Origin of the sequence: Acinetobacter sp. A1-4-2, from assembly GCF_040233925.1 — a bacterium.
Classification (GTDB): domain Bacteria; phylum Pseudomonadota; class Gammaproteobacteria; order Pseudomonadales; family Moraxellaceae; genus Acinetobacter.
The window spans coordinates 2,090,818-2,105,160 of record NZ_CP157981.1 but is presented as its reverse complement, the minus strand read 5'-3'; the positions used below and the strand labels follow the sequence as shown (position 1 = coordinate 2,105,160).

At 42.7% G+C, this 14,343-nt stretch carries 11 protein-coding genes and 4 tRNA genes; 5 read left to right on the top strand and 10 right to left on the bottom strand.

Translation table 11 applies throughout. The features are described from left to right. Positions 1-60: 60 nt before the first annotated feature. Entirely contained in the window at positions 61-1,305 is a 1,245-nt protein-coding gene (locus tag ABJ384_RS10335; RefSeq protein WP_349927164.1) for an NADH:flavin oxidoreductase/NADH oxidase family protein, read from the top strand. 212 nt (positions 1,306-1,517) lie between these two features. Here the strand turns inward: ABJ384_RS10335 and ABJ384_RS10330 are convergent. The 9 genes from ABJ384_RS10330 to pyrC all read right to left on the bottom strand — a co-directional run bounded on the left by ABJ384_RS10330 (position 1,518) and on the right by pyrC (position 7,049). After that, positions 1,518-1,593, bottom strand: a tRNA-Glu gene (locus ABJ384_RS10330). A 10-nt stretch (positions 1,594-1,603) separates the two neighbouring features. Further along, a tRNA-Glu gene (locus ABJ384_RS10325) sits at positions 1,604-1,679 on the bottom strand. 127 nt (positions 1,680-1,806) lie between these two features. Next, complete coding sequence (locus ABJ384_RS10320; protein WP_349927163.1) at positions 1,807-2,700, bottom strand: hypothetical protein; 894 nt, start codon at positions 2,698-2,700, stop codon at positions 1,807-1,809. Positions 2,701-2,782: 82 nt separating this feature from the next. Continuing rightward, positions 2,783-4,201 (bottom strand): amino acid permease, encoded by a 1,419-nt coding sequence (locus ABJ384_RS10315; RefSeq protein WP_349927161.1) that lies wholly within the window; start codon positions 4,199-4,201, stop codon positions 2,783-2,785. A gap of 110 nt (positions 4,202-4,311) precedes the next feature. Then, positions 4,312-4,387 (bottom strand) — tRNA-Glu (locus ABJ384_RS10310). A gap of 417 nt (positions 4,388-4,804) precedes the next feature. Further along, positions 4,805-4,966: a hypothetical protein gene (locus tag ABJ384_RS10305; RefSeq protein ID WP_349927159.1), complete on the bottom strand. Its 162-nt coding sequence runs from the start codon at positions 4,964-4,966 to the stop codon at positions 4,805-4,807. A 308-nt stretch (positions 4,967-5,274) separates the two neighbouring features. Further along, positions 5,275-5,350 (bottom strand) — tRNA-Glu (locus tag ABJ384_RS10300). A 20-nt stretch (positions 5,351-5,370) separates the two neighbouring features. Next, complete coding sequence (gene rnt, locus ABJ384_RS10295; RefSeq protein WP_349927157.1) at positions 5,371-6,030, bottom strand: ribonuclease T; 660 nt, start codon at positions 6,028-6,030, stop codon at positions 5,371-5,373. Continuing rightward, complete coding sequence (gene pyrC, locus ABJ384_RS10290) at positions 6,015-7,049, bottom strand: dihydroorotase (protein ID WP_086195131.1); 1,035 nt, start codon at positions 7,047-7,049, stop codon at positions 6,015-6,017. The genes rnt and pyrC overlap by 16 nt, the downstream gene beginning before the upstream one ends. A 151-nt stretch (positions 7,050-7,200) precedes the next feature. On the opposite strand from pyrC, the gene ABJ384_RS10285 reads away from it, so the two are divergent. Next, the gene (locus tag ABJ384_RS10285; protein ID WP_349927155.1) at positions 7,201-8,478 is read left to right on the top strand and encodes a GGDEF domain-containing protein; all 1,278 of its coding nucleotides are present in this window, start codon (positions 7,201-7,203) and stop codon (positions 8,476-8,478) included. A gap of 55 nt (positions 8,479-8,533) precedes the next feature. Here the strand turns inward: ABJ384_RS10285 and argG are convergent, their stop codons facing one another. Further along, complete coding sequence (argG, locus tag ABJ384_RS10280) at positions 8,534-9,877, bottom strand: argininosuccinate synthase (protein WP_349927153.1); 1,344 nt, start codon at positions 9,875-9,877, stop codon at positions 8,534-8,536. Between the two features lie 721 nt (positions 9,878-10,598). On the opposite strand from argG, the gene lldP reads away from it, so the two are divergent. The 3 genes from lldP to lldD are packed head-to-tail and all read left to right on the top strand — an operon-like array spanning position 10,599 to position 14,205. Further along, positions 10,599-12,275 (top strand): L-lactate permease, encoded by a 1,677-nt coding sequence (gene lldP, locus ABJ384_RS10275; protein ID WP_349927151.1) that lies wholly within the window; start codon positions 10,599-10,601, stop codon positions 12,273-12,275. Positions 12,276-12,307: 32 nt separating this feature from the next. Next, a complete protein-coding gene (gene lldR / locus ABJ384_RS10270) occupies positions 12,308-13,051 on the top strand; it encodes a transcriptional regulator LldR (protein WP_086195132.1) in 744 nt (247 codons plus the stop codon). A gap of 2 nt (positions 13,052-13,053) precedes the next feature. Then, a complete protein-coding gene (gene lldD / locus ABJ384_RS10265; RefSeq protein ID WP_349927149.1) occupies positions 13,054-14,205 on the top strand; it encodes an FMN-dependent L-lactate dehydrogenase LldD in 1,152 nt (383 codons plus the stop codon). Positions 14,206-14,343: the final 138 nt, after the last annotated feature.

Here is a 14,343-nt window from a genome sequence, read left to right as displayed (position 1 = left end):
ATTGTATATTCAGGTTAGAGTTTTCACTCTATATAAATACAAATAAGTCAGGATTGAGAGATGAGCCATCTTGCTGAAGCCATTACCATTCGAAATATCACTTTTAAAAACAGAATTATCAAAGCCGCAATGAGTGAAGCTCTGGCAAATGATGCGGGTCAGCCCAGCCAGTTGCATTTCAATCTTTATGAAACCTGGGCCAAAGGCGGTTTAGGTTGTGCCATTACAGGAAATGTGATGGTAGATTTCCGTGCCAAAAATGAACCGGGCGTGGTAGTGATTGAATCGGAACGTGATTTGGCCAAGCTACAGCAATGGGCAGCGCTCGGCAAGAAATATGGCATGGTGCAACTGGTGCAATTATCCCATCCCGGCCGCCAGTGTCCTAAAGGTCTAAACAGGGAAACTGTAGCACCTTCGGCTGTGCCTTTTTCTCCTGCACTGGCAACTACCTTTGGCACACCACGTGAATTACGTGAAGATGAGATTATCGATATTATCCAGCGTTTTGCCATTTCTGCACAAATCTGCGAAAAAGCTGGCTTTGAAGGCATACAGTTGCATGGTGCGCATGGTTATCTGATCAGCCAGTTTTTATCGCCATTGACCAACAAGCGTCAGGATCAATGGAGTGGTTCGATTGAAAACCGGATGCGCTTCCTGTTGGAAATTTATAAGGCTGTCCGTGCTGCAACCTCGGATCAATTTATCATTTCCGTGAAACTGAACTCGGCTGATTTCCAGCGTGGCGGCATTACCGAAGATGAAGTGGTTGCGGTCTTTAAAGCCATAGATGCTGCTGGAATCGATCTGATCGAGATTTCTGGTGGAACTTATGAAGCTCCGGCTATGGCGGGTGCAAAAGAAGACAAGCGCAAAGCCAGTAGCATTGCCCGCGAAGCCTATTTCCTCGATTTTGCCGAGAAAATTCGCAAAGAAGTGAAATGCCATTTAATGGTGACCGGTGGATTCCGTACTGTTGAAGGCATGAATGCAGCACTGGACAGTGGCGCTTGTGAGTTTATTGGCATAGCACGACCATTGGCAGTGGAAACCGATTTAACCGACCGTCTGATTGCAGGGCAGGACGTGCGTTATGCGGTAGATAAAATCAAAACCGGCATTCCGATAGTCGATAAAATGGCGATTATGGAAATTATTTGGTATGCCGCACAGTTTAAGGATATTGCGCGTGGTAAACGTCCAAATCCAAAACTGTCACCGCTCAAAGTTTTCTTGAAATATGCCAAAAACAATATTACCGCCATTATTAAAGGGCAGATTAATTCACGTCGTAGTGCTTAAGGCTACCATGCTTTAGCCCAATAAGACTGAAACTGCACAGCAGACCATTGTCCTTTTTTCCGTGTACGTTGAAAGGCAGGTCTGCTCTATTTTTATAATTTCTTTAGATGTGCAGTAAAGATCAAGCAATGTTGAAATTCAATCTATTTAAAAACAAAAAAGCCTGATTCATGATGATCAGGCTTTTTGCTGAGGTTTTGCAATCTCGAATATGGCGACCCTACGGGGATTCGAACCCCGGTTACCGCCGTGAAAGGGCGATGTCCTAGGCCTCTAGACGATAGGGTCATCTAAGTATTGGCGTCCCTACGGGGATTCGAACCCCGGTTACCGCCGTGAAAGGGCGATGTCCTAGGCCTCTAGACGATAGGGACGTTTCAGAGGTGGGCGTATAATAGGGTGGATAGGACACCCTGTCAAACCTTTTTTCGGGATAATGTTTAAAAATAGACTCAACTGAATAAAAATAAAACAAATGTGTGAAATGTGTTTTGAAAATCACTATTTTTCTGCGCTTAAACCCTCAATGATGCTGTTGATCACTGCCGGATGCTGTAAGTAACCGATAATACTGTGAGGATTATAAAAAGATGTAGTAATCGCTTGGTTAATGATGGGTGGCTGAAAATTGAAAGGGGCTTCTGATAAAGGAAAAGCAGTCAAAAAATCGTCAGGTGAATAAAAATTAAACCAGTCACCCTGCAGCTGGGGTGGTCTGGAAATCGGGGTGACGAGTTTTTCCTGAATGACTCTAAAAGCCAGGGGAGAGCCTAGGGTAATAAAGCGCTGAATTCTAAAATGCGGATATTGATGCAGCAGGTTATAGGTAATGACCGAACCGAGGGAATGCGCCACAATAATATGATCTAGCTCGGGATGTAGATAAGACATGATTCGATGGTGAACTTCATGCATGAAATCTGGGTTAGATAAATATAAATAGGTTTCAATCAGGAATTTATGAATAAATGTTTCATGCAGCTTGGGATAATGATTGAGAAATAGTGCCAGTTCCTTAAATGCATGATCTCTGGTGAGTGCGCTAATGAGTGCCAATCGCTGCGTGAATGACTCAGAGCTTTCGGGATTTACACTCGGTAATCTTCTCGCACAGGGATGCTGTTCCGGGACAATGGTAGTGTTATGTCTTAAATGAAAGGGAAGATGTAAATGGGAGATGGACTTGGGTAAAAAGGTCTCCAGATCCAGGCTGTTATACAAATGATGTTTGCTGAGCAAATCACCATAAAAAGGAAAGCGCAGTTCCAGAGCGTTAAGATCAATATTTTGCTGGGAATTGCGTAGGCCGGTTTGAAAAGCGGATAGCCAATGCTGTTTTAATGAAGGTTGATCGTAATTCTGTTGATTCATGCCGTGAATAAAAATGATTTTCATACATGGTCAGAGCTTTTATAGAAAGGGGGTCGCTTGATTGAGCGTAAAAAAAAGAGCGGTACTTGACCACTCCTTTTCTGTGTTAGTTTTGCTTTCGATAGAAAACATGGTAACTGAGATAACAACCCGCAATAAACAGCAGGCAGCCAATAAAGCCGGCTAGCATTTCCGGATCTGCGGCCATACTGATACAGGTAATAAAACAGAACACAAAACCTAGAATCGGTACAATCGGGAACAGCGGTGCTGCAAAGCCTAACTCTTGCACGGTATGACCGGCCTTATACCACCGACGACGGAAATTGAACTGGCTTAAGCAAATGCTCATCCAGACCACCACCATTGTAAATGCAGCTACACCCAGCAGGTTCTTGAAGATGGTTTCCGGTGCAAACTGCTCTGACAATAAGCCCGGAATCGCACCAAGCATGGTGACAATAATCGCCACAAAAGGAATGCCACGGTGGTTCACTTTAGAGAACACGGCAGGTAACTGTTTTTTGTCAGATAAAGACCACATCATGCGGGACGCGGCATATAAACCCGAGTTGGCTGCTGATAACAGCGCAGTGATAATCACAAAGCGGATGATATCTTCCGCATGTGGAATACCAATATAAGTAAATACCGTTACAAACGGACTGCTACTGACACCTTCAGCCCCCAAGCCCGCCATCTGATGCGGTAACAGCGCGCTAATCACCACAATGGTACCGACAAAGAAAATCAGTAATCGCCAGATGGCAGCATTGATGGCTTTGGGTACGTTTTTAGCCGGATCCTGAGTTTCACCTGCGGCAACACCAATCAGTTCAGTGCCAGAGAAGGCAAAGTTGACAATCAGCATGGTAGCGAAAATTGGAAATAAGCCTTGAGGAAACCAGCCCTGAGCCGTAATGTTGCTAAATAAAGGCGCAGAACTGTGACCCTGAAACGAAAGCACACCAAAAATTGCCAATAAGCCTAAAATAATAAAGCTAATTACAGTCACGACTTTGACCAGGGATAGCCAGAATTCAGACTCTGCAAATAACTTTGTTGAACTCATATTAAGCCCAAACACAATGGCTGCAAAAATGATGGTCCAGATCCAGACTGAAATTTCCGGAAACCATTCCTGCATCAGCAAGGCTGCGGCAGTAAATTCGGTTCCAAGGGTGGCAGTCCAGGTCAGCCAGTACAACCAGGTAATCATATAACCTGTACCTGGACCAATATATCTGCGGGCATAAGTACCAAACGAACCCGATTCGGGCATATGTACCGCAAGTTCGCCCAGGCAAAGCATGACTGCATAGGCAATTAAACCGCCTAATACATAGGAGATGATGGCACCTACAGGCCCCGTTTGTGCAATGACTTCACCAGAACCTAAAAATAACCCCGTTCCGATTGCGCCTCCTAGCGAAATCATGACCAGATGTCGAGTACTCATAGCGCGTTTTAAAGGCGCAGAATTGCCCTGATGCGTAGCATCATTCGGAGTATGAGATGACTGCATAAGAGAAAATGAAAAAGAAAAATGAAGCGAACTATTGTAGTGAAAAACTACAAATCTGCAATGTAATAATGATAAGTGTTGAAGCTTGAATGATCGTATAGCACGATATATGGCGACCCTACGGGGATTCGAACCCCGGTTACCGCCGTGAAAGGGCGATGTCCTAGGCCTCTAGACGATAGGGTCGTTAGGAGGTGATGCGTATATTATGGATTTTTAATAAAGCTGTCAAACCTGTAATTGTGTTATTTTTAAAATATTGAATTAATTGCATAAAAAATGACAAATATAAAATAAAAAAGCACAGTTTTTAAAAGCTACTTGATCTGTCACTTTAAAACAGTATGAATTTTTAGCACGATATAACTTGATATTAATGCACCATCTAAGGATAACTGAAAGAGATGGCTCGTTGTGGTCTCTCTGTTTAGCGATGGCTTAGGTTTCCCAGCAGACGAATGCTGCGAAGGTTGATAATAATAGTGCATAAGATAAATAATAAATTGAACGTATTATTTTAGGGGGTACGTGAATTATCAAATAAATCAAATTTTCCATGATTCAGAGGAGTTGATGGAAAACTGAAATTTAAAAGACCACAAATTAGTGGTCTGGTGTTTGATATTTTTGAGGTTGCTCTTGTGCTGGAGCTGCTACTGGCGTGATTGATGAATCTTTGTCTGGAGCTTTATCTTTGCTGACGATATATAAATATAAAGCTGAGGGAAGAAGAATGATTAAAACAATAAAAGCTTTTTTCAACATGATTTCAGGGTCATTGATTTCAATAGAGTGAACTTAGCATGCAAATGGCGATAAAAAAAGGGTGCTGTAGCGCTTAAGGCTAAACTTTAAAAAACAAGCTTTGAAAAGGAATATTCAGGATGGGATGAGTAATTTTAGAAATAATGTTCGGTGATTCACTCGAACTTATGGTGGTTTTTGGGTGGTTCGTTTTTTCAATATACGAATGGAGGCTTTAAAGCTCAAAATGCTTTTCATGTATAAAAATGAGGGGGCATTAAAAAACTAAAAATAAATGAATAGCTAAATAAATAGGATAGAAAAATAGATGGCGTCCCTACGGGGATTCGAACCCCGGTTACCGCCGTGAAAGGGCGATGTCCTAGGCCTCTAGACGATAGGGACGTTTAGAAGATGGCGGTATCTTATTGATCCGCCACCAAGGTGTCAAGTAGATGGGGTGCGAGTTTGTTCAAAATATAGCAAAACAGTTCCGCAGTCTTTTGAGTGTCGTATAAAGCAGAGTGTGCTTCCTTACCATCAAACTCAATTCCAGCCTGAATACATGATTTTGCCAGTACAGTCTGACCAAACATCACGGCACTTAAAGTCACAGTATCAAACACCGAAAAACTGTGAAAAGGGTTTTGATTTTTAGTCCCTGTACGGGCAATGGCCGCTTGTACAAAGCCCAAATCGAAATGTGCATTATGGCCGACCAAAACGGCATGGGTACAGTTTTGTTGACGACGAACTTCATTGACCGATTTGAAAATGCGTTTTAATGCACTTTTTTCATCTTCCGCCATGGCAATGCGCATTGGGTTTGATGGATCTATACCAATAAATTCCAGAGAACGGCGGTCTAAATTCGCCCCTGCAAAAGGATTAATATGTGCATGGTGCGCTTCACCAGGTACAAATTGGCCTTCTTCATTATAAATGATTGGGATTGCTGCGATTTCCAGTAAGGCATCAGTCTGTGAGTTAAAACCTGCTGTCTCGACATCGACAACAACAGGTAAAAATCCACGGAAACGCTGACCAATTACTGGTGTGGTTTCATCTGTCACACTTTTCTCCATTGGATGGTCTTACCCGCATACAATGGGATAATCTGTTCACCATCCAAATAGTCTAAACTTTCCGGAATAACTTGCTCTTCTTTGACCAAGGTAATGGTATTGGTATTGCGCGGCAGACCATAGAAGTCCGCACCGAAATGGCTGGCAAAACCTTCCAGACGGTCCAGTCGACCTGCCTGATCAAAAGCCTGAGCATATAATTCAATTGCGGTAGGGGCGCTATAGCAACCGGCACAGCCACAGGCATTTTCTTTGGCATTTTTTGAATGCGGCGCGCTGTCTGTACCCAGGAAAAATTTGGGATTAGAACTGGTTGCAACTTCAAGTAATGTTTGCTGATGGCTTTGACGTTTTAAAATCGGCAAACAATAGAAATGCGGTTTAATACCACCCACTAGCATATCGTTACGGTTGAACAGTAAATGCTGTGGGGTAATGGTAGCAGCTACATTGCGGTCCTGTTCAAGTACAAAATGTGCAGCATCGCTTGTGGTAATGTGTTCTAAAACCAATTTAAGCTTTGGAAATTGTTTTAAAAGCGGTGAAAGTACTTCATCTAAAAAGCGTTTTTCACGGTCAAAAATATCGACATGATTGTGGGTGACTTCACCATGAAGTAACAATGGCACCTGATGTTCTTCCAGCTGTTCAATCACCGCATAGACTTTACTGATATCACTGACGCCATTGTCTGAATTTGTGGTTGCACCGGCTGGATACAGCTTGATGGCATTGACATGCTCAGATTCTTTAATTTTTTTGACTTCGCTTGGTTGAGTCTGGTCGGTAAAGTAAAGCACCATACGTGGATCAAATGCGACACCTTCAGGGACATGCGCCATAATGCGTTCGCGATAAGCCAATGCTTCCTCAACTGTTTTGATGGGAGGGACAGTATTTGGCATGCAGATAGCACGAGCAAACTGCTTGGCAAGATCGGGAACTGTACGTTTTAAAGATAAACCGTCACGTAAGTGAGCATGCCAATCATCTGGCTGGAGAAGAGTGATTGTATTCAAGGTCATTTCAATCGAAGAAATAAAACAGATGATAATCCATAAAGTGTGAAAATGGTAACGAGAATTACAGACAAATGGTTATATATACATAATTCTAAATAAGAAAAATATGTTATTTTTAGTAACTAAAAGAATTAAGAAATGCTGGGCAATGGAATCCAAGTATAATCTAGCGAAATTACAATATGATAAAGAAAAAATAGAAGAGCTGATTATACGGCAAAGTCAGCGTATAGGTCAGGTTTTTCCCAAAAAAATGGAACAGGAATTTTGGTCGAAAAATTTGGAGCGTGCCCGTAAGCATGTACAAAAATATCTGTGGGGCGGCGTTTTATCTTATTTTATTTTTATTCTGGTGATTTTGCCCAGCGACTACTGGGTGATTGACAAACAGTATATCAGGCATGATTTTCTGAACTGTAGCCTAGGTTTGGCCAATGGTGCTGTATGCCTGCTGGTTTTATTTTCTTTTTCACATTTTCCCAGATTGCGTCCCTATTTTTCTCTGGCTTCCATGGGGCTTATGTTTTGGGCCATGACTTCCATGTCCTGGTTGACTTTGACCGTAGAAACTATCGCCTTACGCCAACAAGGTATGGCCATTCTGTGCATGATCTACATTATGGGCTCCCTTATTTCCGGGGTAAAACCATTTCAGATGTTGATGACCGGATTTTTAGCGGCTTCGCTGACAGTCATTCTGTTTTTTCTGCTTCATGTTGATTTTGATGCCGTGGTACTTGGTCGTATTCTTTTTGGCAGTTGTGTGTTTGGTTATGTGATTAGTCATATGATTTTTGCGCGTGAACGAATGATTTATCTGTTTACAATGCGAACCAAAATTAGTGAAAAAATGCATCGGATTCATAATTCGGAATTATTGCATTTAAGTCAGCATGATGACCTGACTAAAATCTCAAACCGTCGTAGTTTCGATGAAATGATGGAAGTGTTTTACCAGCAAACCCGTCAAGAACGAAGTACTTTGGCGATCCTGTTTATTGATATTGATTTTTTTAAAAACTACAACGATTTTTATGGGCACCAGAAAGGCGATGATGTGATTTCTTCTATCGCCAAATCGATTAAAAATGCCATTCGGCATATGGATTTTGTTGCACGATATGGTGGGGAAGAGTTTGTGGTACTACTGCCTGAAACAGATGCTCATGGTGCTTATGTCGTAGCATCAAATATCTATAAGGCCATCGAGCGTCTAGAAATTCCTCACGAGAAATCTTCAATCTCCAATTTTATTACCATCAGTTTAGGAATTACTGTTTATTATGGCGAAGCTGAGCTAAGTAAAGAAGAGTTATTAAAAATTGCTGATCAGGCTTTATATCGTGCCAAGAATTTAGGTCGTAACCAGATTTATTATCAATCTCTCCGTTCCAATATCGTTGCAACTGAATTTATAAAATCATAAACAGGTCAGATAAAAAAACCGCTCTTTCGAGCGGTTTTTTTGACCTAAAACAAACTTATTTGTTTTTGTCTTTTAATTGCGGAACAGCTGAACCTGTACCTACAGAAAGTAAGCCTGCACCTGTATAGATACCCAATTTTGCGCGAGTATCGGTAATGTCAAGGTTACGCATAGTCAATTGACCAATACGGTCAGCAGGACTAAACATAGAATCACCTTTCTCCATCGTCAAACGCTCAGCTTCATAAGTAAGGTTAGGCGATTCAGTGTTCATAATTGTGTAGTCATTACCGCGACGAAGTTCTAAAGTCACAGTACCTGTGATGGCTTTCGCTACCCAGCGCTGTGCAGTTTCACGAAGCATCAGCGCTTGAGAATCGAACCAGCGGCCTTGGTACAATAAACGACCTAAACGCAGACCGTTGATACGGTATTGTTCAATGGTGTCTTCGTTATGAATACCAGTCACAAGACGCTCGTAAGCGATGTGAAGAAGCGCCATACCTGGTGCTTCATAAATACCGCGAGATTTCGCTTCAATGATACGGTTTTCGATTTGGTCAGACATACCTAGACCGTGACGACCACCGATACGGTTGGCTTCAAGAATGAACTCAACTGGATCTTCAATGCGTTGACCGTTAATCGCAATAGGGAAACCTTCTTCAAAAGTAATGGATACTTCTTCAGGTTTGATTTCGACTTCTTCTTTCCAGAACGCCACGCCCATGATTGGGTCAACGATTTTGATACCAGCATTGAGGTATTCAAGATCTTTCGCTTCGTGAGTCGCACCCAGCATGTTTGAGTCAGTTGAGTAAGCTTTTTCTTTTGACATTTTATAGTCAAAGCCATTGTCGATCAGGAATTGTGACATTTCCGCACGACCACCAAGCTCATCAATAAAGGTTTGGTCTAACCAAGGTTTGTAAATTTTAAGCGCAGGATTAGTCAACAAGCCATAACGGTAGAAACGTTCAATGTCGTTACCTTTATAAGTTGAACCGTCACCCCAGATGTTGACGTCATCTTCTTTCATTGCTGTAACAAGCATGGTACCGGTTACTGCACGACCCAATGGCGTAGTGTTGAAGTAAGGAACACCACCAGTGCTGATATGGAAAGCGCCACATTGAATCGCAGCAATACCTTCTAATGCAAGTTGTAATCGGCAATCAACCAAGCGAGCTTTTACTGCGCCATACGCTTCCGCTTTTTTCGGAATCGCATCATAGTCGTCTTCATCAGGCTGACCCAGATTCGCTGTATAAGCATAAGGTTCTGCGCCTTTTTGTTTCATCCACAATAGAGCAGCTGAAGTATCTAGACCACCAGAGAAGGCAATACCAACTTTTTTGCCTACTGGGACATTCTGCAAGATAGTTGCATTATCAGACATTGTTAATCCTAACGATATGAAATAGGCACCGAGAAATTTGGTGGCCCAAGAAAATACACATTTCTTCAATTGTAGCACTATTTTATTTCTAATGGTTTTACAAAAGAAAATCTCGTTGAAAATTTGAAATTGATAGATTCAATATATGGTTATAAGCAAAGATTTTGATTAAATCTTGAAGCAGAGCAGAGTTGTGGCTTATTAACAGGAGTTAAAAGGAAGGTGGATAACAATTTTGAGCAGCACATTGAAAGTTTGACCGCTTGCAACATGTCCGTGCATTTTATTTCCTCTCAGAATGGCTTTCTGTTGCACCTGTTATCTGTATCCTAATGATCAGTATTTACGCTTGTTATAAATAGTGCTTTTCTTTGAGCAAGCATCGTTCAAATAATCCATATTATCGACTAAAGTATTAGATGGTTGTCCCGGATTTATTATTTTTCTAAAAAAATAATAAAAATGAAATAATTAAAAATATCTAAGTTAATTTTAATCAGTGCAGTCTGTATAAATTTTAAATATTTCATGCATTATATTGGTATGACCAATTTTAAATAAGAAATTGCTTATTGATCTTTATTTGGTTAAAAAATAGAATATTTAAAGTTTATTGATATATTTTTTTAATTAAATGGATATTGGTAATACCAATTATGGTTTTAATTGGTAGGTGATCAGACCATTTTGTATTCTGGAAAAGCATTTCAAGGAGAGGACAATGCTTCAACAATGGCAACAGATTTACGATCCTATGGGCAATATCTGGCTCTCCAGTTTGATTGCCCTGATTCCCATCATTTTCTTCTTTTTAGCGCTTGCGGTATTCCGCATGAAAGGTAGTGTAGCGGGAACAATTACCGTGATCCTGGCGCTGCTGGTTTCATTATTTTCCTATCAGATGCCGGTCGTGATGGCTTTTGCATCGATGATTTACGGTTTTTTCTATGGTTTGTGGCCCATTGCCTGGATCATCATTGGCGCCGTATTTCTGTATAAAATTTCGGTTAAAACAGGACAGTTCGATATTATTCGTTCCTCCATTCTGTCCATTACCGAAGATCAGCGCTTACAAATGCTCTTTGTGGGTTTTGCCTTTGGTACTTTCCTGGAAGGTGCGGCAGGTTTTGGTGCTCCGGTTGCCATTACTGCTGCATTGCTGGTGGGTTTAGGGTTTAAACCCTTATATGCAGCGGGCTTGTGCCTGATTGTCAATACTGCACCGGTTGCTTTCGGCGCAATGGGGATTCCCATTATCGTGGCCGGGCAGGTTTCCGGGGTAGATACCCATGAAATTAGCCAGATGGTAGGACGTCAGTTGCCGTTTATGGTGCCCATTGTTCTATTCTGGATTATGGCGATTATGGATGGCTGGCGTGGTGTGAAAGAAACCTGGCCAGCGGTGATTGTGGGTGGTGGATCATTCGCACTAGCACAATATCTAACCTCTAATTTTGTAGGTCCTGAGCTGCCAGATATTACCGCTGCAATTGCTTCACTTATTTCTTTAACAATTTTGCTTAAATTCTGGCAACCGAAACATATTTTCCGTTTTGCAGACCAAGATGCAAATGTTGATGAAGCAGCTGCTCAACAGCTCGCAGCTCAAAAACAGCAAAAATATAGCATTGCTCAAATTGCCAAGGCATGGTCACCATTTGCCATTTTAACCGCGATGGTCACCATCTGGAGTATCAAGCCCTTTAAGGATTTATTTGCCAAAGATGGCGCGCTGCATGATCTGGTGATTTCCATCAAGGTGCCGTATTTGCATCAGCTGATCCAGAAGATGCCGCCGGTGGTCCCTGAAATTAAGGACTACGATGCGATTTATAAATTTGACTGGATTTCTGCTACAGGCACAGCCATTTTCATTGCCGCTATCATCACCATCATTTTCCTGAAAATGAAGCCCAAAGCAGCACTTATCACCTTTGGCGAAACCATCAATGAATTGAAAGTTCCTATTTATTCCATTGGTATGGTACTGGCCTTTGCCTTTATTGCGAACTATTCAGGCATGTCGGCCACCCTGGCTTTAGCGCTGGCGCATACAGGCCAGGCATTTACTTTCTTCTCTCCATTCCTGGGCTGGATTGGCGTGTTTCTGACTGGTTCAGACACATCTGCGAATGCACTTTTCTCGGCACTTCAGGCGACCACGGCACAACAGATTGGCGTGCCGGAAGTACTGCTGGTTGCGGCCAATACCAGTGGTGGGGTGACCGGAAAAATGATTTCACCTCAATCGATTGCTATTGCCTGTGCGGCTGTAGGTCTGGTAGGTAAAGAATCTGATTTGTTCCGCTTTACCGTGAAACACAGTATCTCCTTTACCGTGATGATTGGTATTATCATCACATTACAAGCCTATGTGTTCCCATGGATGATTCCATAAACTGGAATTGATGCAAGAGTAGAGAAATGCAGATGAAAGTTTCCGACCAAGCCGTACAGCAGCTCCGTATGTTGATTGAACAGAGCAATATGCAGGTTGGAGACCGTTTGCCTGCAGAACGTAAATTATGTGAACAGCTCGGGGTGTCGCGTTCATCTTTGCGTGAAGCGATTCAGCATTTGGTCAGTACGGGCATGTTGCTGAGCAAGGCAGGCTCGGGAACCTTTTTACAGTTGCTACCGAGCGCCTGGACCAATCATCAAATTGTAGAACCTTTAAGCAATCTGATTGATCAGGACCCAGCTTACCGTTTTGATGTGCAGGAAGCCCGTAGCGTTTTAGAGGGTGGTACCGCCTGGTATGCCGCGCAGCGTGCAACAGCAGCAGACCTGGAAAATATTCGCCGCTGTTACGATCGGATTGCCCATTATCAATCTATTGGGGATGATGACCAGTCAGCAAAAGCGGATGCTGAATTCCATTTAGCCATTGCCGAAGCCTCACATAATTTAGTGCTAATACAGATGATGCGCAGCCTGTTTGACCTATTGAAATACAACGTGGTTTTGGGCCGACGCAAAGTCTATAGCGAATCGCACCGTTTTGATCAATTGCATGACCAGCACTTTCAGGTGATGGATGCAATTGAACGCCGTGATCCTGATGCTGCACGCAGTGCAGTCTGTGGACACATTGAGTTTGTAGTACAACAGGTACGCTTGATTGATGAAGAAGAAGCTCGTCGCCAGCGTGCCAGTAGATTAAACAGGATATAAGCATGATTATTTCTTCTGCGAATGATTATCGTGAAGCCGCTAGACGCCGCTTGCCACCGTTTTTATTTCATTACATTGATGGTGGTGCGTACGCGGAATATACACTGAAGCGTAATGTGGAAGATTTATCAAAAATTGCGTTGAGACAACGTGTACTGAATGACATGTCGCAGTTAAGCCTGGAAACCAAACTGTTTGATGAAACCCTGTCTATGCCCGTGGCTTTGTCACCTGTAGGTTTGACCGGGATGTATGCCCGCCGTGGTGAAGTGCAGGCGGCAGTGGCGGCAGATAAAAAAGGCATTCCTTTTACCCTGTCTACTGTTTCAGTTTGTCCGATTGAAGAAGTGGCTCCAGCAATTCAGCGTCCAATGTGGTTCCAGTTGTATGTGCTGCGTGACCGTGGTTTTATGAAAAATGCTCTGGAACGTGCCAAAGCGGCAGGTTGCTCAACCTTAGTATTTACAGTAGATATGCCTGTGCCGGGCGCGCGTTACCGTGATGCCCACTCGGGTATGAGCGGGCCAAATGCAGCAATGCGCCGTTATATGCAATCCTGTTTCCATCCGCATTGGGCCTGGAATGTGGGCTTGATGGGACGCCCACATGACCTAGGCAATATTTCTAAATACTTGGGTAAACCCACGGGTCTTGAAGATTATATTGGCTGGTTAGGTTCTAACTTTGATCCCTCGATTTCCTGGAAAGATCTGGAATGGATTCGTGAGTTCTGGGATGGTCCAATGGTGATCAAGGGTATTTTAGACCCTGAAGATGCCAAAGACGCAGTACGTTTCGGTGCAGATGGTATTGTGGTTTCAAACCATGGGGGCCGTCAGCTGGATGGTGTTTTATCTTCCGCGCGTGCTTTGCCGCCAATTGCCGATGCAGTCAAAGGTGATATTAAAATTCTAGCCGATTCGGGTATCCGTAATGGTCTGGATGTAGTGCGTATGCTGGCCTTGGGTGCCGATACCTGTATGTTGGGTCGAGCCTTTGTTTATGCACTGGGTGCTGCCGGTGGTGAGGGTGTTTCCAATCTGCTTGAATTGATTGATAAGGAAATGCGCGTAGCAATGACGCTGACCGGTGCCAAAACCATTGGCGATATTACTTCGGATTGTTTGGTGAAGTTAGATAGAGAGTTGGCTTAAATAATAATTTTGAATATTAAATTTAGTCAAAGCTTGAATTTGATACGCGTAAACGTCATCCGCAACTGTTTGAGGCAGGACTTCATACTTAACATCATGTTTCTGCGATGAAAATAAAGATTTGACGGAATATGACGA